Annotated in this window: 20 protein-coding genes and 3 tRNA genes; 12 read left to right on the forward strand and 11 right to left on the reverse strand. The window is 53.6% G+C overall.

Annotated elements, in window-relative coordinates; translation table 11 throughout:
- Positions 1–95: 95 nt before the first annotated feature.
- The 3 genes from BH712_RS16840 (at position 96) to BH712_RS16850 (ending at position 2,688) form a co-directional block, all read left to right on the forward strand.
- Positions 96–171: transfer RNA gene (locus BH712_RS16840), tRNA-Ala, on the forward strand.
- 40 nt (positions 172–211) lie between these two features.
- Positions 212–287, forward strand: a tRNA-Ala gene (locus BH712_RS16845).
- Positions 288–498: 211 nt separating this feature from the next.
- Positions 499–2,688 (forward strand): sensor domain-containing phosphodiesterase, encoded by a 2,190-nt coding sequence (locus BH712_RS16850; protein WP_006811441.1) that lies wholly within the window; start codon positions 499–501, stop codon positions 2,686–2,688.
- 45 nt (positions 2,689–2,733) lie between these two features.
- On the opposite strand, the gene nupC is transcribed toward BH712_RS16850, so the two are convergent.
- Complete coding sequence (nupC, locus tag BH712_RS16855; RefSeq protein WP_006811440.1) at positions 2,734–3,921, reverse strand: nucleoside permease NupC; 1,188 nt, start codon at positions 3,919–3,921, stop codon at positions 2,734–2,736.
- A 345-nt stretch (positions 3,922–4,266) separates the two neighbouring features.
- Here nupC and BH712_RS16860 point away from each other — a divergent pair, with 345 nt between their 5' ends.
- Positions 4,267–5,505 carry an Nramp family divalent metal transporter gene (locus BH712_RS16860; protein WP_071850058.1) on the forward strand — a complete coding sequence of 413 codons (1,239 nt, stop codon included), beginning with the start codon at positions 4,267–4,269 and terminating at the stop codon, positions 5,503–5,505.
- A 36-nt stretch (positions 5,506–5,541) separates the two neighbouring features.
- On the opposite strand, the gene BH712_RS16865 is transcribed toward BH712_RS16860, so the two are convergent.
- Both BH712_RS16865 and mgrA read right to left on the reverse strand, forming a co-directional pair.
- Positions 5,542–5,889 (reverse strand): DUF2502 domain-containing protein, encoded by a 348-nt coding sequence (locus BH712_RS16865; RefSeq protein ID WP_006811438.1) that lies wholly within the window; start codon positions 5,887–5,889, stop codon positions 5,542–5,544.
- 126 nt (positions 5,890–6,015) lie between these two features.
- Positions 6,016–7,014, reverse strand: coding sequence for an L-glyceraldehyde 3-phosphate reductase (mgrA, locus tag BH712_RS16870; RefSeq protein WP_006811437.1), 999 nt, complete (start codon positions 7,012–7,014; stop codon positions 6,016–6,018).
- Between the two features lie 186 nt (positions 7,015–7,200).
- Between mgrA and ipdC the strand changes: the two genes are divergently transcribed.
- Positions 7,201–8,859 carry an indolepyruvate decarboxylase gene (ipdC, locus tag BH712_RS16875; protein WP_006811435.1) on the forward strand — a complete coding sequence of 553 codons (1,659 nt, stop codon included), beginning with the start codon at positions 7,201–7,203 and terminating at the stop codon, positions 8,857–8,859.
- Here the strand turns inward: ipdC and BH712_RS16880 are convergent, their stop codons facing one another.
- On the reverse strand, positions 8,860–10,095 hold the full coding sequence (locus tag BH712_RS16880; protein WP_032673982.1) for an ion channel protein: 1,236 nt from the start codon (positions 10,093–10,095) through the stop codon (positions 8,860–8,862).
- A gap of 205 nt (positions 10,096–10,300) precedes the next feature.
- Here BH712_RS16880 and glk point away from each other — a divergent pair, with 205 nt between their 5' ends.
- On the forward strand, positions 10,301–11,266 hold the full coding sequence (glk, locus tag BH712_RS16885; RefSeq protein ID WP_006811433.1) for a glucokinase: 966 nt from the start codon (positions 10,301–10,303) through the stop codon (positions 11,264–11,266).
- A 35-nt stretch (positions 11,267–11,301) separates the two neighbouring features.
- Here the strand turns inward: glk and BH712_RS16890 are convergent, their stop codons facing one another.
- Entirely contained in the window at positions 11,302–12,033 is a 732-nt protein-coding gene (locus BH712_RS16890) for a LytR/AlgR family response regulator transcription factor (RefSeq protein ID WP_006811432.1), read from the reverse strand.
- Between the two features lie 13 nt (positions 12,034–12,046).
- The gene (locus BH712_RS16895) at positions 12,047–13,744 is read right to left on the reverse strand and encodes a sensor histidine kinase (RefSeq protein WP_006811431.1); all 1,698 of its coding nucleotides are present in this window, start codon (positions 13,742–13,744) and stop codon (positions 12,047–12,049) included.
- A gap of 386 nt (positions 13,745–14,130) precedes the next feature.
- On the opposite strand from BH712_RS16895, the gene alaC reads away from it, so the two are divergent.
- Positions 14,131–15,366, forward strand: a complete 1,236-nt coding sequence (gene alaC / locus BH712_RS16900) for an alanine transaminase (RefSeq protein WP_006811430.1) — start codon at positions 14,131–14,133, stop codon at positions 15,364–15,366.
- A 58-nt stretch (positions 15,367–15,424) separates the two neighbouring features.
- Here alaC and ypdK read toward each other — a convergent pair whose 3' ends face one another.
- The 4 genes from ypdK to BH712_RS16920 form a co-directional block, all read right to left on the reverse strand.
- On the reverse strand, positions 15,425–15,496 hold the full coding sequence (gene ypdK / locus BH712_RS24705; protein ID WP_099458937.1) for a membrane protein YpdK: 72 nt from the start codon (positions 15,494–15,496) through the stop codon (positions 15,425–15,427).
- A 359-nt stretch (positions 15,497–15,855) separates the two neighbouring features.
- On the reverse strand, positions 15,856–16,776 hold the full coding sequence (gene lpxP, locus BH712_RS16910; RefSeq protein WP_139237277.1) for a kdo(2)-lipid IV(A) palmitoleoyltransferase: 921 nt from the start codon (positions 16,774–16,776) through the stop codon (positions 15,856–15,858).
- A gap of 352 nt (positions 16,777–17,128) precedes the next feature.
- Positions 17,129–17,200: transfer RNA gene (locus BH712_RS16915), tRNA-Arg, on the reverse strand.
- Between the two features lie 75 nt (positions 17,201–17,275).
- Positions 17,276–18,205 carry a formate/nitrite transporter family protein gene (locus BH712_RS16920; protein ID WP_017383457.1) on the reverse strand — a complete coding sequence of 310 codons (930 nt, stop codon included), beginning with the start codon at positions 18,203–18,205 and terminating at the stop codon, positions 17,276–17,278.
- 314 nt (positions 18,206–18,519) lie between these two features.
- Here BH712_RS16920 and mlaA point away from each other — a divergent pair, with 314 nt between their 5' ends.
- Positions 18,520–19,272 carry a phospholipid-binding lipoprotein MlaA gene (gene mlaA / locus BH712_RS16925; RefSeq protein ID WP_003861365.1) on the forward strand — a complete coding sequence of 251 codons (753 nt, stop codon included), beginning with the start codon at positions 18,520–18,522 and terminating at the stop codon, positions 19,270–19,272.
- 44 nt (positions 19,273–19,316) lie between these two features.
- Here the strand turns inward: mlaA and fadL are convergent, their stop codons facing one another.
- Positions 19,317–20,600, reverse strand: coding sequence for a long-chain fatty acid transporter FadL (gene fadL, locus BH712_RS16930; RefSeq protein WP_032673980.1), 1,284 nt, complete (start codon positions 20,598–20,600; stop codon positions 19,317–19,319).
- A gap of 372 nt (positions 20,601–20,972) precedes the next feature.
- Here fadL and BH712_RS16940 point away from each other — a divergent pair, with 372 nt between their 5' ends.
- The 4 genes from BH712_RS16940 to sixA all read left to right on the forward strand — a co-directional run bounded on the left by BH712_RS16940 (position 20,973) and on the right by sixA (position 25,648).
- Positions 20,973–21,257: a YfcZ/YiiS family protein gene (locus BH712_RS16940; RefSeq protein ID WP_006811426.1), complete on the forward strand. Its 285-nt coding sequence runs from the start codon at positions 20,973–20,975 to the stop codon at positions 21,255–21,257.
- Positions 21,258–21,495: 238 nt separating this feature from the next.
- Entirely contained in the window at positions 21,496–22,806 is a 1,311-nt protein-coding gene (gene fadI, locus BH712_RS16945) for an acetyl-CoA C-acyltransferase FadI (protein WP_006811425.1), read from the forward strand.
- Positions 22,806–24,953 carry a fatty acid oxidation complex subunit alpha FadJ gene (gene fadJ / locus BH712_RS16950; RefSeq protein ID WP_006811423.1) on the forward strand — a complete coding sequence of 716 codons (2,148 nt, stop codon included), beginning with the start codon at positions 22,806–22,808 and terminating at the stop codon, positions 24,951–24,953. The genes fadI and fadJ overlap by 1 nt, the downstream gene beginning before the upstream one ends.
- 209 nt (positions 24,954–25,162) lie before the next feature.
- A complete protein-coding gene (gene sixA, locus BH712_RS16955; RefSeq protein ID WP_003861375.1) occupies positions 25,163–25,648 on the forward strand; it encodes a phosphohistidine phosphatase SixA in 486 nt (161 codons plus the stop codon).
- Positions 25,649–25,669 lie beyond the last annotated feature (21 nt).

The raw sequence follows: 25,669 nt of genomic DNA on the forward strand, positions 1-25,669 counted from the left end.
TTTTTCGGCGGTTGAAAGGGGGAGGCTGAATTTGCCGTTGACACTTTGCGGCGGAATTCATATTATGCCGCCCGTCAACATGACAGCTTTACGACGGGGCTATAGCTCAGCTGGGAGAGCGCCTGCATGGCATGCAGGAGGTCAGCGGTTCGATCCCGCTTAGCTCCACCAAACTCTGAACCCAACAGAGTGCGGTAGTAAAGTAACATGTGGGGCTATAGCTCAGCTGGGAGAGCGCTTGCATGGCATGCAAGAGGTCAGCGGTTCGATCCCGCTTAGCTCCACCAAAATTTAAACCCTCGTCGCAAGACGGGGGTTTTTTTATATCTTGTAAAATATTTAGACTGTTTTTGTTGCAATTAACGTCGTTTTCTACACCTCACCTCAATCCAAATCAATAAATAAGTCTATAAATAGACCTGAACTTGATTCGAGTAATTAATAAACCTATTATCCATCCGGTCAATGAGACGATGGTAAAATAGATTAACTGGATTAATGAATAGAAAACTTTACAATAATGTAAAAATATTTATGATTGCCCTGGCACTCAGCCTGATTGCAATACCTTTTTCTCGTTATATCTCTCCACGTGCCATCGTCAGCGAAAATGATGTTTATTTAGCGTGGTTGCCCTTAAGTGCCATGCTCGCCATCGTGTTGTTATTTGGACGGCAGGCAATCATTCCTTTGCTGTTAGCATTTAGCGTTACTAATATTTATAATCTTGATTTAGCACCGCTACAATCCGTCGTGTTATTATGCTGTCAGACGTTTTCCGTCTTCGCCGCCTGTGGCGTTATGCGTCTGGTGCTGGGCAAGCGCTGGCGGCACAGCATACCGAATAAGTATATTGGCATCCGTATTTTCTGGCTCGGATTTATGGTGCCTGTAGGCATCAAATTATCGATGTATCTGGCGGGATATTTATTTGATTTCCCGGTGACAATCTCCTCCTATTTCGGCGAAGGCTCTGCAATTTATAACGTTATCGATATTCAGAGTCTGATTTGTGCCGCCCTGATTTTCACCATGATGTTCTATTACCCGTTAAGAATGATGATTAATCCTCGCTATGCCCGAACATTCTGGCGGCGAAGCGTGAAGCCCCTCTTTTGTAAGAAAAAAGCGTTATTTATCGTTGTATGGCTGATGCTGTTGGTCTCGATGATCGCTATTCTATGCGCGCCTTTTGAGTCGCAGTTTATTGCCGGTTATTTGATGCCGATCGTTTTTATTCTTTTTACCCTGGGTATTGGTCGTCTGAGCTATGCGCTCATCTCTTTATTCTGGGCGGCGTCGGCGCTCATGCTGTTGACCTATAATTATAATTTTCTCAATGGCGTTGAATCGGGCCATTCGCTCTCCTTTATTCTGTCGGTACTCATCTCTTTCGCCATCTGCCTGCTTTACATGTCGCGGATCTACCAGAAGAGTGAATGGCTGAAACAGGGGTGGCAGGAGAGGGCGCTCACCGATCCGCTCACCGGTCTGCCTAACATTCGTGCGCTGGAAGTGTTTCTACAGCACCATCCTGAGGCCAAAGTGTGCTGCCTGCGCCTGGACAATCTGGAATTTCTGAGCCGCCACTACGGCATTCTCATGCGTGTGCACTGTAAAAAGATGATCACCGCGTCGCTGCAACCGTTATTGCAAAAAGACGAGAAGCTCTTCCAGCTGCCAGGCAGTGAGCTGGTGGTGGTCCTGCTGGGGCCGGGCACGGCTGAGCGTTTGCAATATATGGTTGACCATCTGAACAGCCGTAAGATTATCTGGAACAAGACTGAGCTCGACATTGAGTTTGGTGCCTCCTGGGGGGAAGTGCCGGACGGAGAAAGCCTGCATCACACGCTGGGTCAGTTGAGCTGGCTGTCCGAGCAGTCCTGTGCCGGGCATAACGTCCTGGCGTTAACCAACAGTCTGGATGATGTCTCCGGTCAGACGACGGACAGGGTGCTGATGCTGGCCCGCATAAAACGCGCCCTTGATATCGGTGGGCTTCACCTTTACGCCCAGCCAATCCATAACGCGCGGGGAGAAGGGTACTTTGAAATCCTTTCAAGGCTGGAAAGCGATGGCGAAATCATCACGCCTGACCGCTTTATTCCGCTGATTGCTCAGTTCAACCTGAGCCACCGATTTGACCTGAACGTGGTGGAAAAATTGCTGATGTGGATGCGCAGCCATCCGTCCGAACGTGCCGGAACGCGGTTCTCGGTGAATCTGATGCCGCTGACGCTGATGCAAAATGAGATCGCAGCTGAAATCATCGCGCTTTTTGAACGTTACGCCGTTTCGCCGGAGGATATCGTCATTGAGATTACCGAGGAACAGGCTTTCTCTGACTCGGGAAGCAGCATCAACAATATCCAGCAGCTACGGGATTACGGCTTCCGCATTGCTATCGATGACTTTGGCACTGGCTATGCCAACTTTGAGCGCCTGAAGCGGCTGGAAGCCGATATCATTAAGATTGATGGCTGCTTCGTGAAGGATATCTGCACCGACAGCATGGATGCGATGATCGTCCAGTCCATTTGCAACATGGCAAAAACGAAATCGCTTTGTGTGGTGGCTGAATATGTGGAATCGGCTGAACAACGCGAGATGTTGCTGCGATTCGGCGTGGATTATTTGCAGGGCTATTTGATTGGCAAACCACTGCCCCTGACGGCGCTGGAGACATAAAAAAACCGGGAGCGATGACTCCCGGTTTTTATTGCGCGGTATGAATTACAGAACCAGTGCTGCGATAGAGGCAGACAGGACGCTCACCAGCGTTGAACCGTAAACCAGCTTCAGGCCAAAGCGAGAAACGACGTTACCTTGCTCTTCGTTCAGGCCTTTAATCGCGCCAGCGATAATACCGATGGAAGAGAAGTTCGCGAAGGAGACCAGGAAGACGGACAGGATCCCTTCCGCACGCGGGGAGAGTGTGCTGGCAATCTTCTGGAGATCCATCATCGCCACGAACTCATTGGAAACCAGTTTCGTAGCCATAATACTGCCCACCTGCAACGCTTCGTGAGCGGGCACACCCATCACCCAGGCAATCGGGTAGAAGATGTAGCCGAGGATCCCCTGGAAGGAGATACCGAGTACGGCGGCAAACAGGGCGTTCAGCGCAGCGATCAGCGCGATAAAGCCAATCAGCATCGCGGCCACGATAATCGCAACCTTGAAACCCGCCAGAATGTATTCACCCAGCATTTCGAAGAAGCTCTGTCCTTCATGCAGGTTTGACATCTGAATGTTCTCTTCGCTGGCATCAACACGGTATGGGTTAATCAGCGAAAGCACGATAAAGGTGCTGAACATGTTCAGAACCAGCGCCGCAACCACATATTTTGGCTCCAGCATGGTCATATACGCCCCCACGATAGACATGGAAACGGTAGACATTGCGGTCGCCGCCATGGTGTACATGCGGTTACGGGACATTTTGCCGAGGATATCTTTATACGCAATGAAGTTCTCAGACTGACCCAGGATCAGCGAGCTGACTGCGTTAAAGGATTCCAGCTTGCCCATGCCGTTAACTTTCGATAACAGGAAGCCGATTGCACGGATAACCACCGGCAGAACGCGGATGTGCTGGAGGATACCGATCAGGGCAGAGATGAAGACGATAGGGCAGAGTACCTTCAGGAAGAAGAAGGCCAGACCCTGATCGTTCATGCTGCCAAAGACGAAGTTTGTCCCTTCGTTGGCAAATCCGAGCAGTTTTTCGAACATTTCGGAAAAGCCTTTCACGAAGCCGAGGCCTACGTTGGAGTTCAGGAAGAACCACGCAAGTAAAACTTCAATGACCAGCAGTTGGACAACATAGCGAATACGAATTTTTTTGCGGTCTGTGCTGACCAGCAATGCAAGTGCAGTAACGACAACGAGTGCCAGGACAAAATGAAGGACGCGGTCCATATTTGCTCCAAATATGAGGCAGGTTTAATTTCCGTGCACATTCTATGTAACAAGCACAAAGAAAACGAGATCAAGCCCACACTATAGTTACATCCTGTGACGAGTCTCAAAAATAGTGATCAACAATACATTTTTGTTATGTTAGGTAAATGAGTGAAAAGTTAAGTTTGTGTGCTACGCTTCACAAATGTCTGCGCATTTTCACATTCTGTGACCTTGCTCCACCTGCCTGTCTATCGTTCCTGGCTATCAGAGAAATCATGTTAACCGTTACAAATGAACTTGATAATCATTCTCATTTTGATAGCATTAAACATAGCAAAGGCTATATTTCCAGAGGCAGAAATGACGAATAGTCGCGTAGAGAGTAGCAGCGGCAGAGCGGCACGCAAGCTGCGGTTCGCATTAATGGGACCTGCATTCATTGCCGCGATTGGCTACATCGATCCGGGTAATTTTGCGACCAATATTCAGGCCGGGGCCAGTTTCGGCTATAAACTGCTGTGGGTTGTGGTTTGGGCCAATCTGATGGCGATGCTGATTCAGATGCTCTCCGCGAAACTCGGTATTGCCACCGGGAAAAACCTGGCAGAGCAAATCCGCGATCACTATCCGCGACCGGCAGTTTGGTTTTACTGGGTTCAGGCGGAAATCATCGCCATGGCCACCGATCTCGCCGAATTTATCGGGGCGGCGATCGGCTTTAAGCTTATTCTGGGCGTCTCTCTGCTTCAGGGAGCCGTGCTGACCGGGATCGCTACTTTCCTTATTCTGATGCTCCAGCGGCGGGGACAAAAACCGCTGGAGAAAGTCATCGGCGGCCTGCTGCTGTTCGTCGCCGCCGCCTATATCGTTGAACTGGTTTTCTCCCAGCCGAATCTGGTGCAGCTGACGAAAGGGATGGTGATCCCTTCGTTACCGACCTCTGAAGCCGTATTTCTGGCCGCCGGGGTGCTGGGGGCGACTATCATGCCGCACGTGATTTATCTGCACTCTTCGTTAACTCAGAATCTGCATGGCGGGACAAGCAAAGAGCGCTACTCCGCCTCGAAATGGGATGTGGCTATCGCGATGACCATTGCCGGATTTGTGAATCTGGCGATGATGGCGACCGCCGCCGCCGCGTTCCACTTTAACGGGCATACCGGGGTTGCCGATCTTGACCAGGCTTACCTGACGCTGGAGCCGCTGCTGAGCCATGCCGCTGCCACTATTTTTGGTTTAAGCCTGGTTGCTGCGGGTCTTTCATCTACGGTTGTGGGGACGCTGGCCGGGCAGGTGGTGATGCAGGGGTTCGTACGTTTCCATATTCCACTGTGGGTTCGCCGCTCGGTCACGATGCTGCCTTCCTTTATTGTGATTCTGATGGGGCTGGATCCGACCCGCATTCTGGTGATGAGTCAGGTGCTGCTGAGCTTCGGCATTGCGCTGGCGCTGGTGCCGCTGCTGATATTCACCAGCAACAAATCGCTGATGGGCGATCTGGTGAATTCGACGTGGGTGAAACGCGTCGGGTGGGCCATTGTGATGGTGGTGGTGGCGCTGAACCTGTGGCTGTTGGTCGGCACCGTTGCAGGACAATAAAAAAGGAGCCTCGCGGCTCCTTTGTGGTATTCATTATTAATGTCGGCCATGCCCGTGGCCGCCGCGGCCTTTGCCGTGGCCCCAGCCGCCGCGACGGTCATCGCGGTCATTCCAGCCTTCACGGTAGCCGCGTTCATACGCGTTGTTTTTATACCACCCGCGATGCAGACCATTATCATGCCTGCGCCAGCGGTCGCCACGCCATTCATAATGACGATGCCAATAATCACGGTCGCGCCAGTAGCCGCCGTCCCAGTATCTGCCGTAGTCATCACGATCGCCAATTTGTAATTTAATCGATGGCAACAGGGTGATTTCGCCAGCGTTGGCGACCAGCGGGGCCGAAGCCAGTAATACCGCTGCAAGAATCAGTGACCTGAACATACTCTTCTCCTTCACGATCGGGGCCGCTGTGCGACCTGTTAACGCAATTTTACGAGTTGGTAAACATTCGTTTCATCGCCTCAACTCCTAAATCATGAAGGAGAGCACTTTTTGCTAAAAGTGACGTTAATCTGAGCTGGACAGGATCGCGTCTATCGCCTTCAGCTCTTCTGCGGAGAACCGACAATTCTCCAGCATGCCCGCAGCATCATCAATTTGCCCGCTTTTGCTGGCGCCGATGAGCACGGATGTCACCGCATCGTGGCGCAGGATCCAGGCCAGTGCCATTTGCGAAAGTTTTTGCCCCCGTTTTTCCGCCAGCGCATTCAGCTTGCGTACCTTTTCCAGCTTTTTATCGGTGATCTGCTCCGGATTCAGGAACTTACTGCCGCTTGCTGCGCGAGAATCCGCCGGGATGCCGTTCAGGTAGCGATCGGTCAGTTGCCCACCTGCCAGCGGGGAGAAGGGGATGCATCCCACCCCTTTTTGCTGCAACACGTCCAGCAAACCCTCTTCTGGCGCACGTTCAAACATGGAGTACTTCGGCTGGTGGATCAGACATGGCGTGCCCAGATCCTCCAGTATCTCAATCGCCCGTCGTGCCACTTCTGCCGGGTAGTTGGACAGACCGATGTACAGCGCTTTGCCCTGACGCACTACATGGTCAAGCGCTTTCATGGTTTCACGAAGCGGCGTTTCTGGATCGGGACGGTGGTGATAGAAAATATCAACGTACTCCAGTCCCATACGCCTGAGGCTTTGATCCAGGCTGGAAATCAGATATTTACGCGATCCCCAGTCGCCGTAAGGCCCGTCCCACATGGTGTAGCCCGCTTTCGTGGAAATGATCAGCTCATCGCGCCAGGGCAGGAAATCCTCCTGCAAAATACGCCCGAAATTACGTTCGGCCGATCCAGGAGGCGGGCCGTAATTATTGGCAAGGTCAAAATGCGTAATACCCAAATCGAAAGCGCGCTGTAAAAGTTGACGGCTGTTTTCGAGCAGCGTCGCGTCACCAAAATTGTGCCATAGCCCCAGCGAGATGGCGGGAAGCTTGAGTCCGCTTTGCCCACAGCGGCGGTATTGCATTGTCTGGTAACGATTTTTGTCAGGCTGATAACCCATTGGCGAGACCTCTGGCGCTGGAAAGAAAAATCAGTGTATACGTTTACACTAACCTGAAGAAAATGAGCATAGCTCAGCTTTTTTCGTAAAGCATTCTTTCCAGAGCCTGATTGTCGCCAATTCTGGACACGCTTCACGCTTATTTAATACTCAGAGTGAGGTCAACGTCAGAAGGACACCTATAAAATGCGTACCCCCTATTGCGTCGCCGATTACCTGCTGGACCGACTAACAGATTGCGGTGCCGATCATCTGTTTGGCGTGCCGGGCGACTATAACCTGCAATTTCTCGACCATGTGATCGACAGCCCGGACATCTGCTGGGTGGGCTGTGCCAACGAATTAAACGCGTCTTACGCCGCTGACGGCTATGCCCGCTGTAAGGGCTTTGCCGCGCTCCTGACGACATTCGGCGTTGGGGAGTTAAGCGCCATGAACGGTGTGGCGGGCAGCTTTGCCGAACATGTCCCCGTGCTCCACATCGTGGGGGCACCGGGTATGGCGGCACAGCAACGTGGAGAGTTATTGCACCATACGTTAGGCGACGGCGAGTTCCGCCACTTCTATCATATGAGCGAACCCATCACCGTTGCACAGGCGGTGCTTACCGAACAAAACGCCTGTTATGAAATTGACAGAGTCCTGACCACCATGCTGCGGGAGCGTCGTCCGGGCTACCTGATGCTGCCCGCCGATGTGGCGAAAAAAGCCGCTACGCCTCCTGTAAGCGCTCTCACTTTGCACCCCGCGCCAGCCGATTCAGCCTGCTTGCAGGCGTTCCGTGAGGCTGCCGAAAAGCGTTTGTCCATGAGCAAACGCACTGCGCTGTTAGCGGACTTCCTCGTACTCCGCCACGGACTGCGTGCGGCCCTCCAGACGTGGGTGAAAGAGGTGCCGATGGCACACGCCACCATGCTGATGGGCAAGGGCATTTTTGACGAACGACAGCGCGGTTTTTACGGCACCTATAGCGGGTCGGCGAGCGCCGCGCCGGTCAAAGAGGCCATCGAGGGGGCTGATACGGTGCTGTGCATCGGTACCCGCTTTACCGATACGCTCACTGCCGGGTTTACCCACCAGCTGACGCCAGCCCAGACGATAGAGGTTCAGCCCCACGCGTCCCGCGTCGGTGACGTCTGGTTTACGGGTATACCGATGAGGGAGGCTATTGAAACGCTGACAGCGCTGTGTAAAACGCATGTTCGTGATACGCGCGCGCCATCGGATCACAGCGGCTTTGCCTTCCCGACTATCGAGGGGGCGCTGACCCAGGAGAGCTTCTGGCGTACCCTGCAAACGTTTATTCGCCCCGGAGATATTATTCTGGCTGACCAGGGGACGTCTGCTTTCGGCGCTATCGATCTGCGTTTACCGGCGGACGTGAACTTTATCGTCCAGCCGCTGTGGGGTTCAATTGGCTACACGCTGGCAGCGGCGTTTGGCGCACAAACGGCGTGTCCGAACCGACGCGTAATTGTCCTGACGGGTGACGGTGCCGCACAGTTGACCATTCAGGAGTTGGGATCGATGCTGCGCGACAAGCAGCGCCCGATTATTCTGGTGCTTAACAACGAAGGGTATACGGTCGAAAGGGCCATTCACGGGCCGGAGCAGCGCTATAACGATATTGCCCTCTGGAACTGGACGCAGATCCCGCAGGCGCTGAGCCTGGCGCCTCAGGCAGAGTGCTGGCGGGTCAGCGAAGCGGAGGCGCTGGCGGAGGTGCTGGATAAAGTGGCACACCATGAACGGCTTTCGCTGATCGAAGTGATGCTGCCGAAAGCCGATATTCCGCCGCTGTTGAGCGCGCTGACCAAAGCGCTGGAGGCGCGCAATAACGCCTGATTACCTGTCGTTTCGCCAACCCATCAGCATCGGTTTGCCCGCCAGCAGGAGCCAGGCGGGCAACATCACGATACAGAGCAGCGGCAGAAGCGTGGTATCCGGCACCACAACGGCCGCCATAAACAGGCTCAGCCACGCATCGCGCGTGACTACCAGTACCAGCCCCAGAATGGAACAGGAGACGGTAATCGCCGCAGGGACAGCATCGACATGCTCATGCAGCATCAGCCCCAGCGCGACACCAACAAACACCGCCGGGAAGATACGACCTCCCCGGAAGCCACAGGCCGAAGCGACCACCAGCGCCGCCAGTTTTACCAGCGCGAACAGCAAATAATCCGAGACGCTAAAGACCTGGCTGAAGGCCAGCTGCTGCATCTCGTCCAGACCTTTAAACAACGTAACCGTCCCGCCGATGGCGCCTAATACGCCCAGAATAAAACCGCCCATGCCCAGAATCAGCACCGGATGCTTCAGCCTGTGCATCAGGCGATGCAGACGCGGGAGACACCACACCGCAACCATCCCCAGCGCAATGGCGATCGCGACGACCACGGCACCGCTGAAAATATCTGTGAGATGCATCTGACCGTAATGGGGGATGGGCAGCGAAAAATGGGGATGGAAAAACAGGCTGGTGGTGAGAGCCCCCGCAGCGGCGGCCATCAGCGGCGCGAAAAGTTTATCCCACAGCGGCACCTCATGGTCACTGCTGAGCGTTTGCGAAAAGATGAGCGCAGCCGCGACCGGGGTGCCAAACAGCGCCCCGATGGTGCCTGCTGACGCCAGGATCGTCCAGTCCAGCGCGCCAACGCGCGGGAAAAGACGCCCCCCCAGAAAGACCGCCAACGCGATATTAACCGCCATAATGGGATGTTCAGGCCCGAGGCTTACGCCGCCCGCAAGCCCGACAATCAGCGCGATGATAAGCCCCGGCAGAGCAGAAGGAGAAACCGGCGCGCCAATCAAGGGCTCCAGCGCCGGGTCCGGCCCGGCATGGCCCGGGCTATAGCGGATCACCAGGCCGACGACAATCCCGGTCAGGGTCAGCATCATCATGATCCAGCCCGGCGAGTCAATGCTGATGCCGAGTTTTACCGGAAGCGCGGTCCATAAAATTGTTTGCAGCACCGCCGCCACTTTCATGACAACGATGAGCACCAGGCTCGACGCTACGCCAATAATCAGCGCCGGGACAGCCAATAACAGCATGGTTCTGGCTCGCGGATGGAGCATGATGATTTCCTTGTACAAAACGGCTTAACGTTACTTTGCACAATCAGCATTGTGGCAATAGTGCAAAAGGTGCTGAAACGGTAAAGTTATTATGTGACGAAGATCGATAATCCATGGGCAGTCACCTTCTGGTCGTTGTTGTTATCACGCCTTGAATTTACAGTGTCCCAAAGATTTATTCTGACTTTAGCGGAGCAGTAGAAGAATGACAAAGTATGCTTTGGTAGGTGATGTAGGCGGCACCAACGCGCGCCTTGCCCTGTGCGATGTAAACAGCGGTGAAATTTCTCAGGCGAAAACCTATTCAGGGCTGGATTACCCAAGCCTGGAAGCGGTGGTTCGCGTCTATCTGGAAGAGCATAAAGTGAGCGTGGAAGACGGTTGTATCGCCATCGCCTGTCCGATCACCGGCGACTGGGTGGCGATGACCAACCACACGTGGGCCTTCTCAATTGCCGAAATGCAGAAAAACCTCGGCTTCTCGCATCTGGAAATTATCAACGACTTCACTGCGGTTTCCATGGCTATCCCAATGCTTAAACCAGAGCATCTGATTCAGTTCGGCGGTACAGCGCCGGTTGAAGGCAAACCCATTGCCGTTTACGGTGCTGGCACCGGTCTGGGGGTGGCGCATCTGGTCCACGTCGACAGACGCTGGGTGAGCCTGCCGGGCGAGGGCGGTCACGTGGATTTTGCGCCGAACAGCGAAGAAGAGGGCATTATTCTTGAGGAGCTACGCGCCGAGATTGGACACGTGTCGGCCGAGCGCGTGCTTTCTGGCCCGGGTCTGGTGAACCTGTACCGGGCGATTGTGAAATCAGACGGTCGTCTGCCGGAAAATCTGCAACCAAAAGATGTGACCGAACGCGCGCTGGCCGATAGCTGTATTGACTGCCGCCGTGCTCTGTCGCTGTTCTGCGTCATCATGGGACGTTTCGGTGGCAACCTGGCGCTGAATCTTGGCACCTTTGGCGGAGTCTACATTGCGGGCGGGATCGTGCCGCGCTTCCTTGATTTCTTTACCGCCTCCGGCTTCCGTGGCGGCTTCGAAGACAAAGGCCGCTTCAAGAGCTATGTCCAGGACATTCCTGTTTACCTGATTGTCCACGACAACCCAGGCTTACTGGGCTCCGGCGCGCATCTGCGTCAGGTACTGGGTCAGATCCTCTGATGCCCGTCCCCCTCTCCTGCGGGAGAGGGAACGCACTACAGGTGCATGAGCTGGCGGAACTCTTTCACTCTGCTGCGGCTTACAGGTACCTGAAAATCCAGATCCTTCAGACGCAAAATATAGGTGTTATTAAACCAGGGTTCGATTTCGCGGATCTTGTTCAGATTGACGCAGAACGAGCGGTGGCAGCGGAAGAAGTGAGCGGCCGGGAGTTTATTGCAAAATTCGGTGATGTTCATTGCCATGACGTAGGATTCACGCCGCGTATAGACAAACGTCATTTTTTCGTGCGCTTCAGCATAGTAAATATCGTCGACAGGCGTGACGATGATCCGTTCGTCTTTCACCAGATTAATGGTGTCGTTTTCCCGCGCTACCGGGCTGGCGCTGGCGGGTAGTGTCTGCTGTTGCCACGCGGTTTCCAGCTTATGCAGCATGCTGATGATCCGCGACTCCTGGTACGGCTTCAGAATATAGTCAAAAGCTTCCAGCTCGAAGGCTTCCACGGCATGCTCTTTCCACGCGGTGACAAACACAATAAATGGCTTGTGGGCGAACTGATTAATATTTTGCGCCAGCAGGACGCCGTCCAGCGACGGAATATTAATATCGAGGAAAATCGCGTCGACCCGGTTATGCTGCAAAAATTTCAGCACGTCCAGACCATCCTCAAAACAGCCAACAATCTCCATCTGGCTGTGGGTTTTGATAAGCCAGCTCAACTCCTGTTGAGCCAGAATTTCATCTTCTACGATGATGACTTTCATCTGTTACTCCGGCCTACGGCAACAAGGGCAGGGGGGCATTAACGGGCGTTCGTTCATTCGGAACATAAAAAGCAATCTCGGTGCCCGGCTCAAGGCGGTGAATGTGCAGACCATCACCGTACAACAGCTTGACCCGATGGTGTACATTCAGCAGCCCAATCTTATTGCCCGGCATTTCGTTTGATTTGACGCGCTCGATGACTTTCGGATCGATGCCGTGCCCGGTGTCGCGCACGGCGATGCGCACGCGGTTACCGCTTTCCGTTACGCTAATTGTTACCACGCCTTTGCCCTTACACGGCTGAATACCGTGAACAATGGCGTTTTCTACCAGCGGCTGGATCAGCAGGCTTGGGATCACGCAGTTGACCTCTTCATCAATATCGTAAATGACCGTCAGCTTATCGCCAAAGCGTGCCTGCTCAATCGCGATGTAATCCTTGATTTGATACAGCTCTTTTTTGATGTCGATCTGCTCGTCGTCTTTTAACTCAATGTTGTAGCGCAGATAGCGCGACAGATTAAAAATTAACTGCCGGGCGGTATCCGGATTCAGACGGATAGAGGACGAAATAGCGTTCAGCGCGTTAAACAGAAAATGGGGATTGATTTTGCTTTGCAGGGCACGCAGCTCTGCCTTATTTGCCATCTCACGCAGTTGCTCCGCACGCGAAACTTCGAGTTGGGTGGAGATGATCTGCGACAGGCCAATCGCCATCTCCTGGAGGGTGGAGGTGATTTGGTGTGCATGGCAGTAGTAAATTTTCAGCGTGCCCGTGACCACGCCCTTTTCCCACAGCGGGATCACCAGCATCGAGTGGATCTCTGGCGTTCGATGGGCTTCATCATTGTTTTTAATGATGATTTTTCCGTAATTAATCGCCTGTCTGGTGGTCGGGCTGATGGTATCGTCGCTGTCGCGATAATTGTGCTCACCGACGCCAACGTAGGCCAGCACGTGGTCAATATTGGTGATGGCGACCGCATCGGCGTGAATATCCCGGCGGATGATATCGCAAACCTGACGTAAAGATTCGGCGTTAACGTGTCGGAAAAGCGGCAGCGTTTTGTTGGCAATATCGAGTGCCAGCTTGGCCTGACGCGCGGCGCTGGCCTCTTTTTCGCCTTCCACGCTTTGCACCAGCAGCACGATAAAACCGATACAGACGCTCCCGAGGATCATCGGAATACCGATCTTCGAGACGATATCCAGCCCCAGCGCGATGGTTGGCGCCCAGACGATAACCAGGATCATGGTCAGCGTTTCGCAGATCATCCCCGCGATAATCCCCGCACGCCAGTGCTGCTTTTTCGGGATTTTGCGGTTAATCCAGCCCGAAAGCAGCCCCGCAATAATACTGGTGATAAAGCAGGGGACGGCCGTCACGCCGCCAATATCAATCAGGTATCGATGGGTGCCAGCGATAATGCCTGTGATAATCCCGACCCAGGGGCCAAAGAGGATCCCGCCTGACATCACCGCAATGATGCGCACGTTCACCAGCGAGCCTTCTACCGGCACGCCGGACCAGGTGCTGAACAGGGCAAACATCGAAAAGATAAACGTGACGGCCAGCAGCTCTTTTGGCGAATGAGCAGATTTATGCAAAAGTTCGCGGAACAAGCGGATGCGGATGAGGAAAAAGAGACAGATCAGCATTAATGCCGCGCGGTCGAACACCGCCAGGAGCATATTGAAGATTTCGTGCACGGTCAGGCCTGGGAAAACGGGAAAAATCTATGATAGAAAACATGGGGCCTGATGACCAGCTATCCGTCAGATTTATCAAATGCGGAAAAACCATAATTCTCAAAGGGGATTGCTGGCGTTTGCCCGAAAGACGGTGCTTTTCCGTTCAGGGGGAAAAGTCAGGTAACAATACTGAAAATACCGTGTTAAATCGTAGCGCTAAAAACTGCCTGTTCGCGATAAGAGTTCCGCTTTTCACTACTATCGCATTCCCGTTTTAGCGCAATATCGTGTTTTGGCGTTATCCTCTCGACAGCGCCTTTTTCTTCAGGTTATTTTCTCAGCATGCCACACAGGTGGCAGCGTCGCTCGGACGGTCCGGGCGCTAACGTGACTCTGAGGAATCTATGGCTGAATTCAGTCCTGAACGCCGTTTTACGCGTATCGATCGTCTCCCCCCTTATGTTTTCAATATCACTGCTGAACTGAAAATGGCTGCGCGTCGGCGCGGCGAAGACATTATTGATTTCAGCATGGGTAACCCTGACGGCCCAACGCCGCCGCATATCGTTGAGAAACTCTGCACGGTGGCTCAGCGTCCTGATACGCACGGGTATTCAACCTCACGCGGCATTCCCCGGTTACGTCGGGCGATCTCTCGCTGGTATCAGGATCGTTATCAGGTGGATATCGACCCTGAAAGTGAAGCAATTGTCACCATCGGCTCCAAAGAGGGGCTGGCCCACCTGATGCTGGCGACGCTGGATCACGGCGATACCGTGCTGGTGCCGAATCCGAGCTACCCGATCCATATATATGGGGCGGTGATTGCCGGCGCGCAGGTTCGCTCTGTCCCCCTGGTGGAAGGCGTCGACTTCTTTAACGAGCTGGAACGAGCGATTCGTGAAAGCTATCCGAAGCCGAAAATGATGATCCTCGGTTTCCCGTCCAACCCAACGGCACAATGCGTCGAACTCGAATTTTTTGAGAAAGTGGTTGCGCTGGCTAAGCGTTACGACGTGCTGGTGGTACACGATCTCGCCTATGCCGATATCGTTTATGATGGCTGGAAAGCGCCGTCAATTATGCAGGTGCCGGGTGCCCGTGATGTGGCGGTTGAGTTTTTCACCCTGTCGAAAAGCTACAACATGGCGGGCTGGCGAATTGGTTTTATGGTGGGAAACAAAACGCTGGTGAGCGCCCTGGCGCGGATTAAAAGTTACCATGACTATGGCACCTTTACGCCGTTACAGGTTGCAGCCATCGCCGCGCTGGAAGGGGATCAGCAGTGCGTGCTTGATATTGCCGCCCAGTACAAACGCCGCCGTGACGTGCTGGTTAAAGGGCTTCATGAAGCTGGCTGGATGGTGGAAATGCCTAAAGCCTCCATGTACGTCTGGGCGAAAATCCCTGAGCCGTATGCGGCGATGGGGTCTCTGGAATTTGCCAAAAAACTGCTTCAGGACGCGAAGGTTTGCGTTTCTCCAGGCATTGGCTTTGGTGACTACGGTGATACGCACGTGCGTTTCGCGCTGATCGAAAACAGCGACCGTATCCGTCAGGCAGTGCGGGGGATTAAAAGTATGTTCCGCGCGGATGGCCTGCTTGCAGGGAAGAGCGTCGCGGAACAACCCGAGTCGTAACGGACACCAAAAAAAACAGGCGCCAACGGCGCCTGTTTTTTTGACTGCATTTTCTTAACTAGATCATCAGAGCAAACGTTCCGGCCCAAACTAAAACAATAACCGAAATGCCCATAAAGAAATATTTCACGTTTCATCGCTCCGCGTATCTTCCGGTACGCATTAAAAAAACAGAGTCCAACTGAGTATAGAGAGTTGAAATCATACGAAAGGGGAAATCGGAATTATCCCGTTACGTCGCTAACTTCAGCTCTGAATTCTGTGCTTTCCTGTCGCCAGACGGCGCTAATGTACGCCTAAATTTCAGGGGTGACAAGAGGCATTTTTTTAAATAATTTCCTATACTTACGGGTGTCGTGGAACGGCGACAGTTTGATTTCAGCACGCAATAAATGCCTGTTGAGCGACGGTTGATAAAAGCCGTGACGCACTGCGATTACAGGTGTTTGAAAAGGTTAGTTTCTTAGCGAAACTAACCTCCAGGAGGGGTCAGATATAGAGTGAGGCTTCGCCCAGTGGACGGGTTTTAAAGCGGCGGTGCATCCACAAATACTGCTCAGGTGCGCGCATAATCTCAAACTCAATGACCTTATTGATAAAGGTCGCGGCTTCACTCTCATCTTCAGGATAGTTCGCCATTTCTGGGGAGATGTGCAGGCGATAGCCTGACTTATCCGCTTTTCTGACCATGGTCACCGTTAACATGGCGGCGCCTGAGAGACGTGAAATCACAAAGGTGCCGTTCGTCGTAGCGACATCTTTAACCGCAAAGAAAGGAGCAAAGCTGCTGCCTTTAGGGCCGTAATCCTGATCCGGAGCAAACCAGACGGCTTCCCCTTTTTTCAGGGCGCCAACCATACCGCGCAAATTGTTACGGCTGATCATCGCCTTATTTGAACGCATGCGACCCCGCGTTTGTACCCATTCCATCAGCGCGCTGTTGTGCGGGCGATAGGTTGCCATCATTGGCTGACAAAGACCCATAACGCGGCCGCCCAGCTCAAGCGACATAAAATGCACACCCACAACCATCACACCGCGTTTTTGCAGCTGGGCACGTTTCAGGTTATCCAGACCTTCCACGTCGAACCATTTACGGACACGCTCGTCAGGCCAGAACCAGGCCATACCGGTTTCAAGCAGCGCCATACCAATAGATTTAAAGTTTTCCGCGATCAGCGTTTCACGCTGCTGCGCATTGTAATGCGGAAAGCAAAGTTCGAGATTTTTTCGGGCAATGGACTCACGACGCTTAAGGAAGTGACGCGATGCGCTGCCGAGCTTCGAACCCAGGAAACGGATCACGGGATAAGGAAGTTGAACCAGCAGCCAAAGCACGCCAAGGCCGAACCATGTAAACCAGTAGCGCGGGTGCAGAAACGCCCGCTGAAATTTGGATTGAGACAAAATAGTGGAACCTATGTGAAGCCTGTGAAGGTAGCGCAGACTTCGCGATACCACGTGCCATTGAGACCGTAGGACGAGGTCATGGTTGCAGGCTTTACCGTTCTTTACGACGTTGCCTGGCCATTGCTGACTTGGGTGGGCGGCATAATGTAGCACCGTTATACATTATGAGCTATCACTCGTTTTTGATTAAAAAAGCGGCAGTTACGGAGTGGGTTGATTTTGCTCAGGTAATAAATAATGAAGAACCACGCCACGGAAGAGGGGGAAGGCAATCGTAGCCGGAAGCAATGTGGGAATCGGCATGCTAAGGACTGGGTGAATCTGAATAGAGAAGTATAAGGATAAGCAGAAGTGTCCCCTGCAGGAATCGAACCTGCAACTAGCCCTTAGGAGGGGCTCGTTATATCCATTTAACTAAGGGGACGAAGCGGCAAGAGTATAGCGTTATTTACACTTTTCGTTAAGCGCATTGCCGCCTGACTGGTCAAAGAGTCACCGTTCACGCCGATTTTTCGGCTGTTTTATCCTTTTTTTCCTGCGCCTTAAGCTCGGCCTTCCGTTTGTTGGACATGTCATTACGGATTTGCGCATGGCTCAGTAGTGCAAAAATAAAGGTGCCGCCACAAATGTTGCCTGCGAGGGTAGGCAGGGCGAACGGCCAGAAAAAGTCGCTCCAGTGGAGTGTGCCGTTAAATACCAGATAAAGGATTTCAACGGTTCCGACAACAATGTGCGTGGTATCGGCGAGTGCGATAAGCCAGGTCATCAGGATAATCACCACGATTTTCGCGCTGCCCGCTGACGGGAACATCCAGACCATCGTGGCGATTATCCAGCCGGAGATAATGGCATTAGAGAACATTTCAACCGGCGTGTTTTTCATCACATCCATCCCAATCTTGACGAATGCATCACGGGTCGGTTCATCAAATATTGGCATATACTCGAAGGCCCAGGCAGCGATGCCCGTACCGATGAGGTTCCCCAGCAGTACGACGCTCCACAGGCGCATCAGTAAGCCGAAATTACCAAGGGTCGGATTTTGCATGACGGGCAGTACGGCAGTGACGGTGTTCTCCGTGAAAAGCTGCTGTCGCGCCATAATGACGATAATAAAGCCGAACGTGTAGCCTAAATTCTCCAGCAAAAAACCGCCCGGCACGCCTTCAAGCTGAACGTGAAATATCCCTTTTGCGAGCAGTGACGCGCCCATAGACAGACCGGCTGCGATGGCCGACCACAGCAGGGCCATTGCATCGCGCTCCATCTCTTTTTCACCGTCCTGACGAATATGCTCATGAATAGCCATGGCGCGCGACGGCAGGCGATCTTCATCGACTTCTATCTCTTCTCCCCGGTCTTTCTCCTCACTTTCAATCTCATGTTCCTCTTTGCTTTCGCCAATTTTCTCTTCGCTAATGTCTTTCATAACAACTCCTTCGGGGTAATCGCTCATTTAAGCGTAGCGGCTTTTAGCGCCTTGCCCGTGGGGATGCTCTTAAATTGCTGAAAATGGCAATAAAGGTGAGACATCGCTTTCAAAGCCAATATAAAATTGCCAGCGAAACGAATTCTTAAAGACAGGCTATGCTGAAATTAGCGTGATGACACGAGCGGGTCGTCATCGTCCTCGTAGACATCGGTAAGCGTGCTGTTACAATCACTTGCACGTTTCAGACGGAGCGTCACAGGCTCCGTCACAGATGGCATTCAACGATAGCCATATTGAACAGGGAGAAATTTATGAAGCTTCGGCTGTCGGCGCTTGCGCTGGGCGTAACAATGCTTGTGGGCTGCGCCAGCTCTGGCGAGCAAACGGGACGCTCCGATCCTCTCGAAGGATTTAACCGTTCAATGTACAGCTTTAACTATAATGTGCTGGATCCGTATCTGGTTCGTCCGGTTGCCGTGGCATGGCGTGACTACGTTCCGCAGCCAGCGCGTAACGGGCTGAGCAACTTTACCAGTAACCTGGAAGAGCCAGCGGTCATGGTGAACTACTTCCTCCAGGGCGACCCGTATCAGGGGATGGTGCATTTCACCCGCTTCTTCCTGAACTCCCTGCTGGGTATGGGCGGCTTAATTGACGTCGCAGGCATGGCAAACCCGAAACTACAGCGTGAACAGCCGCACCGTTTCGGCAGCACGCTGGGGCATTATGGCGTAGGCTATGGTCCGTATGTGCACCTGCCATTCTACGGCAGCTTCACCGTGCGTGATGATGGCGGCGACATGGTGGATACCCTCTATCCGGTGCTGTCATGGCTCACCTGGCCGCTGTCGATTGGTAAATGGACCGTGGAAGGAATTGAAACCCGTGCGCAATTGCTGGACTCTGACGGTCTGCTGCGCCAGTCTTCCGATCCTTACATCATGGTGCGCGAGGCCTACTTCCAGAACCATGACTTTATTGCCAACGGCGGTAAGCTGAAGCCGGAAGATAATCCGAACGCGAAAGCCATCGAGAATGAATTAAAAGATATCGATTCGGAATAAATAAAAAAGGTGAGCAACGCTCACCTTTTTTAATTGTGTCGGGATTAGAACGCGTAGTTGAAGTTGGTACCAAACAGCCAGGCTTTACCTTCAGAGGTAAACTCGTAAGGGCCTTCCTGGAAGGTCACTTTCTGTCCATGCATGTACGACACACCCGCGTCGATAGAAGCATTCTCGTTGAACGCGTAGGTTGCCCCCGCACTCACCCAGAAACGGTCCTGATCCGGAATCGAGATAGAACGTTTATCTGCCGGTACCGGACTGTCATCAAATGCTACGCCGGTACGGAACGTCCAGTTGTCATCCATATAATAGGTCGTACCGAGCGCGATACGGTAAGCATCATGGAAGCTTTCGTCTTTATAGAACAGCGTCTGGCCGTTGGTGCCGGTGGCTTTCAGCTCCTCGAACTGGCTCCAGCTGGTGTACGCCAGGCTGTAGTGAATTGCCCACTGCGGCGCAACGCGGTTGTAACCGGAGACTTCCCACATTTCTGGCAGATGCAGCGACAGTGAACCCGGTACGGTTTGATTCGAGGTACCCCATGGAATGGTGGTGCCTGCGCCCGGCACCATGCCGTTGACTGGGCTCAGGATGCCGCTTTTGTAATCGCCATCGAAATCAATTTTCACTTCTGAGCGATAGGTCAGACCCCAGCGGTTGTTTTTATCCAGTTCGTACAGGATACCGGCGTTCCAGCCGTAACCCCATTCATCACCTTTCAGGCTGGCAATTTTATTGCTGTTTTTCGGCAGTGCAGCGGTTTGCTCACCGGAATAACGCTCGATTTTGGCATCGGCGTAGACAGCATCAAAGCCCAGACCAAAGCTCCAGTTATCGTTCAGACGATAAGCGCCGCTCAGGTTAAGGTTCAGGGTGGTCAGGTCGGTTTTACCGCCGTATTCCCCGGCTGGATAGTTGTTATTGAACTCCGTTGCCAGGCCATAGTTAGAGGTAACAGAGGCACCCCAACCAAACTGTTCGTTAATCGGCGCAACAAAGTGCAGGTTAGGTACCCACGCCGTCGGCGCAATGTTATCCGCCTTCAGATCTGCGCCGGTGAACTGTGATTTGCCAGAAATGTTGACATCAGGATCGATGTAAACCGCACCGGCAGAGAAGGTAGGGCGATCAAACATCATGATCAGCGCCGGGTTACGACTCGCATTGCCTGCGTCATCGGCAATCGCACCTTCCCCGGAATACGCACGGCCAAGGCCAGAGGAAGAAAATTCGTTTAACTGGAAGCCCGCTGACCAGGCGGACGTTGAGACGATTGCCACTGCAACTGCTAAAGCAGTTTGTTTGAACAGGGTTTTCTGGCTCATGACCATAACCTCATTGAGTTATTTTTATTCAATAATTGTTACATACCGTAACAGGAGCGCGAAGTGTAGGGTCTGAGGTATGACATACAAATCAGACCAGTGGCGAGAGTATAGGTCTGACCAGCTGTGATGTTGCAAGTTTGTTTATTAATATTTTCAGATATGTTTCTTGAAACGAGATCTGGTTGGCAAAATTGTGACCAGTGCGATTCATCTGAAAAGGTGAATTTTGTTTTAGATCATTTTTTAGTGTGATATTGGTCACTTATCCGATTTTGCGCCATTAACGGCTGGAGGGGGCTCGCGAGGGGGCGTAAAATAGCTGCATCGTGTTTTTCTCGCGCCCTGCGCGAATACAGAGGAAATTGAGCTATGAGTAAATGCAGTGCTGATGAAACCCCGGTTTGCTGCTGTATGGATGTTGGCACCATCATGGACAACACCGATTGCACCGCTTCTTACAGCCGCGTATTCCCTAACCGCGCCGAAGCGGAAGAGACGCTGGCCGCGCTGAGCCAGCGCGCGCGTGAAGTTGAATCCGATCCGTGCGAAATCAAATCCACCTTCACGGAAGTGGATGGTGGCGTGCAGCTGGATATCGACTTTGTGTTCGCCTGCGAAGCGGAAACGCTGATTTTCCAGTTAGGCCTGCGTTAATTCCTGCGGCCTGGTGCCCTCACCCCAACCCTCTCCCACGGGAGAGGGCGCAAACACTAAAAACGGTAACCTACGGGTTACCGTTTTGCTTTTACCTCGGGGCATTTTCTTTTTCTTCTCTGTGCCTTAGCTCGCAATTTTTCGCTTCCCCGATTGGCTGAATGTAAAAAAATAGTTAAGACTATTATCAGGTCAGACCACTTAGTGTGCGCGCAAAATTTTTTTACAGGGGAGTGTTATGAGTCAGGCATTACCGCTTATCACCCGACACGGTGACCGCATTGCCATTGTCAGCGGGTTACGTACGCCGTTTGCGCGTCAGGCAACAGCCTTTCACGGTATACCGGCTGTCGATCTGGGAAAAATGGTGGTGGGGGAGATGCTGGCTCGCAGCGAGATCCCGCCAGAGGTTATTGAGCAACTGGTATTCGGCCAGGTGGTGCAAATGCCGGAAGCGCCCAATATCGCGCGTGAAATCGTGCTGGGCACAGGCATGAATGTTCACACCGATGCCTACAGCGTCAGCCGCGCCTGCGCCACCAGTTTCCAGGCAGTGGCGAACGTGGCGGAAAGCCTGATGGCGGGAACCATTCGCGCGGGGATCGCCGGAGGCGCGGATTCCTCATCCGTGCTGCCCATCGGCGTCAGCAAACAGCTGGCCCGCATCCTGGTGGATGCTAACAAAGCCCGCACTACCGGCGCGAAACTCAAACTCTTTTCGCGTTTACGCCTGCGCGATCTCATGCCCGTGCCACCTGCCGTTGCGGAATACTCCACCGGCCTGCGCATGGGGGATACCGCTGAACAGATGGCAAAAACCTACGGTATCACCCGAGAGCAGCAGGATGCGCTGGCGCATCGTTCACATCAGTTGGCAGCGAAAGCCTGGTCGGAAGGCAAACTGACCGACGAAGTGATGACCGCCTATGTGCCGCCTTACCGTGAACCACTCTCAGAAGATAACAACATTCGCGGCACCTCCACGCTGGCGGATTATGCGAAGCTGCGCCCGGCCTTTGACCGTAAACACGGTACAGTTACCGCAGCTAACAGTACGCCACTGACGGACGGCGCCGCCGCCGTGATCCTGATGACTGAATCCCGGGCGAAAGAACTGGGCATCACGCCGCTGGGCTATTTGCGCAGCTACGCCTTTACCGCCATTGATGTCTGGCAGGACATGCTGCTCGGTCCGGCCTGGTCCACGCCGCTGGCGCTGGATCGCGCAGGGCTAACGCTCTCCGATCTCACGCTGATTGATATGCACGAAGCCTTTGCCGCGCAAACGCTGGCAAACGTGCAGCTTATGGCGAGCGAGCGCTTTGCCCGCGACGTGCTGGGCCGCGCACATGCCACAGGTGAAGTGGATCAGAGTAAATTTAACGTGCTGGGTGGCTCCATTGCCTACGGTCATCCGTTTGCGGCAACCGGGGCGAGAATGATCACCCAGACTTTGCACGAGCTGCGTCGGCGTGGCGGCGGTTTTGGTCTCGTCACCGCGTGTGCGGCGGGCGGCCTGGGTGCAGCAATGGTTCTGGAGGCTGAATAATGGAAACGACATCTGCATTTAACCTGGCTGTTCGCCTCGATAACGTGGCCGTTATCACCATTGATGTGCCCGACGAAAAGATGAATACCCTGAAGGCCGAGTTCGGCGTTCAGGTGCGTGCGATGCTCAGACAGATCCGCGAAAACAAAGCCATTTGTGGTCTGGTGTTTATTTCGGGCAAGCCGGACAACTTTATTGCCGGGGCGGATATCAACATGATCGCCCGCGCGACAAGCGCTCAGGAAGCCGAAGATCTGGCGCGTCAGGGACAGCAGGTGATGGCGGAGATCCATGCGCTGTCGATACCCGTTGTCGCCGCGATCCACGGGGCCTGTCTGGGCGGCGGGCTTGAGCTGGCGCTGGCCTGCCACAGCCGCATTTGTACCGACGATGCGAAAACGGTGCTCGGACTGCCGGAAGTACAGCTTGGGTTGCTGCCCGGTTCTGGTGGAACGCAGCGCCTGCCGCGTCTGGTGGGCGTCAGTACGGCGCTGGAGATGATTTTAACCGGTAAACAGCTGCGCGCCCGTCAGGCGTTAAAGGCGGGTCTGGTTGATGAGGTCGTTCCGCACACAATCTTGCTTGAAGCCGCCGTTGAGCGGGCGCTGAAAGGTCGTCAGGCGAAACGTCCCCTGCCGGTGCGCGAGCGTATCCTCGCCGGGCCGCTGGGCCGCGCGCTGCTGTTCAATAGGGTGGGTAAAAAAACCGGGCAAAAAACCAAAGGGAACTATCCGGCAACGACGCGCATTCTGGAGGTGATTGAAACCGGTTTATCCCAGGGGAGCAGCAGCGGTTATGCCGCGGAAGCGAAAGCGTTTGGCGAGCTGGCGATGACGCCGCAGTCGCAGGCGTTGCGAAGTATTTTCTTTGCCAGCACAGAGGTGAAAAAAGATCCGGGCAGCGAAGCTGAACCGGCTCCGCTGCGCGCCGTTGGCGTTCTGGGTGGTGGGCTGATGGGCGGCGGCATCGCGTTTGTCACCGCCAGCAAAGGCAAATTGCCCGTACGTATCAAAGATATCAACCCTAAGGGCATCAACCACGCGTTGCAGTACAGCTGGCAGAACCTTGATCGCAAAGTGAAACGCCGCCATATCAAGGCCAGTGAACGCGATAAAACCCTCGCGATGATCACTGGCACTACCGATTACAGTGGGTTCGCACATCGCGATCTGGTTATTGAAGCCGTGTTCGAAGATCTGGCCCTTAAGCAGCAGATGGTGGCGGACGTTGAGCAGCACTGCGCGCCGCACACCATTTTCGCGTCAAACACCTCATCTTTACCGATCGGCGACATCGCGGCGAAAGCTGCGCGCCCGGAGCAGGTGATAGGGCTGCACTATTTCAGCCCTGTCGAAAAAATGCCGCTGGTGGAGGTGATCCCGCATGCCACAACCAGTCCACAAACTATTGCCACCGTGGTGAAGCTGGCGAAAAAGCAGGGCAAAACCCCCATTGTGGTCGCGGATAAAGCTGGCTTCTACGTTAACCGCATTCTGGCGCCGTACATTAACGAAGCGATGCGGTTGCTGACGGAAGGGGAGAAAATCGAGCACGTCGACGAGGCGCTCGTAAAGTTTGGCTTCCCCGTCGGTCCAATCCAACTTTTGGATGAGGTGGGAATAGACACCGGCACTAAAATTATACCTGTGCTGGAAGCCGCATATGGCGATCGTTTTGCGCCGCCTGCAAACGTTGTTTCTGCAATTTTGAAGGACGATCGCAAAGGCAGAAAAAATGAACGCGGTTTCTATCTTTACGCCGCGAAAGGGCGTAAAAGCAAGAAACAGATCGACCCTTCAGTTTATGCGCTTATTCCTGTTACGGGTCAGGGAAAACTGTCGGCGGTTCAGTGTGCTGAGCGCTGTGTGATGATGATGCTCAATGAAGCGGCGCGCTGCTTTGGTGAGCAGGTTATCAAAAGCGCGCGCGACGGCGACATCGGCGCCGTGTTTGGTATCGGTTTTCCGCCATTCCTTGGCGGCCCGTTCCGGTATATGGATACCCTCGGGGCGGGTGAAGTGGTTGCGATCCTGCAACGTCTGGCCTCGCAATACGGTCCACGGTTTACCCCGTGTGACGAATTATTGCAGATGGCGGAACGGGCTCAGACATTCTGGCCCGCAAGGGAAACTGATTGCGTAAACTGAAGTCAAAGAAGGGTAAATCCTGTGGTGAATGAACCTGTTCTGGCGAAATTGTAAACAGAGATTGACTATACTTACGCCATTGAGGTAAAAAACAGCGTTTCATTCACCGAATGGATCAGGCACAATGCCCGACCATCGGGTTTTCTACCTCAGAGCATTAATCGCGGGTAGTTAACGCCGGTGATTCTGGTTAACAAAAGCGGTGCAATATGCAAGTTTTTATCATGCGTCACGGCGACGCGGCACTCGATGCCGCCAGTGACTCAGTACGTCCTTTAACCGTCTGTGGCTGTGACGAATCCCGTCAGATGGCGACATGGCTTAAAGGTCAAAAAGTGGACATTGAACGCGTTCTGGTGAGTCCGTTCCTGCGGGCAGAACAGACGCTGGATGTGGTAGGGGAGTGTATGAACCTGCCTTCCAGTGTGGATGTTCTCCCTGAACTCACGCCGTGTGGCGATGTCGGTCTTGTCAGTGCTTATCTTCAGGCGCTGTGCAATGAAGGTGTCGCTTCCGCACTGGTCATTTCCCACCTGCCGCTGGTCGGCTATCTGGTATCTGAGCTGTGCCCGGGCGAAACGCCACCGATGTTCACGACGTCCGCCATTGCCAATGTCACCCTCGACGAAACCGGCAAAGGGGTCTTTAACTGGCAAATGAGTCCGTGCAACCTGAAGATGGCAAAAGCGATCTGACGTGACGTGCGATATGGCGGG

This window comes from Enterobacter hormaechei ATCC 49162, assembly GCF_001875655.1.
In the GTDB taxonomy this organism is placed as follows: Bacteria; Pseudomonadota; Gammaproteobacteria; order Enterobacterales; family Enterobacteriaceae; genus Enterobacter; species Enterobacter hormaechei.

What these genes read in the sequence shown, in the direction of transcription:
- BH712_RS16850 (WP_006811441.1), top strand. Translation starts at nt 499, where the DNA reads ATGAATAGAAAACTTTACAATAATGTAAAAATATTTATGATTGCCCTG.
- nupC (WP_006811440.1), bottom strand. Translation starts at nt 3,921, where the DNA reads ATGGACCGCGTCCTTCATTTTGTCCTGGCACTCGTTGTCGTTACTGCA.
- BH712_RS16860 (WP_071850058.1), top strand. Translation starts at nt 4,267, where the DNA reads ATGACGAATAGTCGCGTAGAGAGTAGCAGCGGCAGAGCGGCACGCAAG.
- BH712_RS16865 (WP_006811438.1), bottom strand. Translation starts at nt 5,889, where the DNA reads ATGTTCAGGTCACTGATTCTTGCAGCGGTATTACTGGCTTCGGCCCCG.
- mgrA (WP_006811437.1), bottom strand. Translation starts at nt 7,014, where the DNA reads ATGGGTTATCAGCCTGACAAAAATCGTTACCAGACAATGCAATACCGC.
- ipdC (WP_006811435.1), top strand. Translation starts at nt 7,201, where the DNA reads ATGCGTACCCCCTATTGCGTCGCCGATTACCTGCTGGACCGACTAACA.
- BH712_RS16880 (WP_032673982.1), bottom strand. Translation starts at nt 10,095, where the DNA reads ATGCTCCATCCGCGAGCCAGAACCATGCTGTTATTGGCTGTCCCGGCG.
- glk (WP_006811433.1), top strand. Translation starts at nt 10,301, where the DNA reads ATGACAAAGTATGCTTTGGTAGGTGATGTAGGCGGCACCAACGCGCGC.
- BH712_RS16890 (WP_006811432.1), bottom strand. Translation starts at nt 12,033, where the DNA reads ATGAAAGTCATCATCGTAGAAGATGAAATTCTGGCTCAACAGGAGTTG.
- alaC (WP_006811430.1), top strand. Translation starts at nt 14,131, where the DNA reads ATGGCTGAATTCAGTCCTGAACGCCGTTTTACGCGTATCGATCGTCTC.
- BH712_RS16920 (WP_017383457.1), bottom strand. Translation starts at nt 18,205, where the DNA reads ATGAAAGACATTAGCGAAGAGAAAATTGGCGAAAGCAAAGAGGAACAT.
- mlaA (WP_003861365.1), top strand. Translation starts at nt 18,520, where the DNA reads ATGAAGCTTCGGCTGTCGGCGCTTGCGCTGGGCGTAACAATGCTTGTG.
- fadL (WP_032673980.1), bottom strand. Translation starts at nt 20,600, where the DNA reads ATGAGCCAGAAAACCCTGTTCAAACAAACTGCTTTAGCAGTTGCAGTG.
- BH712_RS16940 (WP_006811426.1), top strand. Translation starts at nt 20,973, where the DNA reads ATGAGTAAATGCAGTGCTGATGAAACCCCGGTTTGCTGCTGTATGGAT.
- fadI (WP_006811425.1), top strand. Translation starts at nt 21,496, where the DNA reads ATGAGTCAGGCATTACCGCTTATCACCCGACACGGTGACCGCATTGCC.
- fadJ (WP_006811423.1), top strand. Translation starts at nt 22,806, where the DNA reads ATGGAAACGACATCTGCATTTAACCTGGCTGTTCGCCTCGATAACGTG.
- sixA (WP_003861375.1), top strand. Translation starts at nt 25,163, where the DNA reads ATGCAAGTTTTTATCATGCGTCACGGCGACGCGGCACTCGATGCCGCC.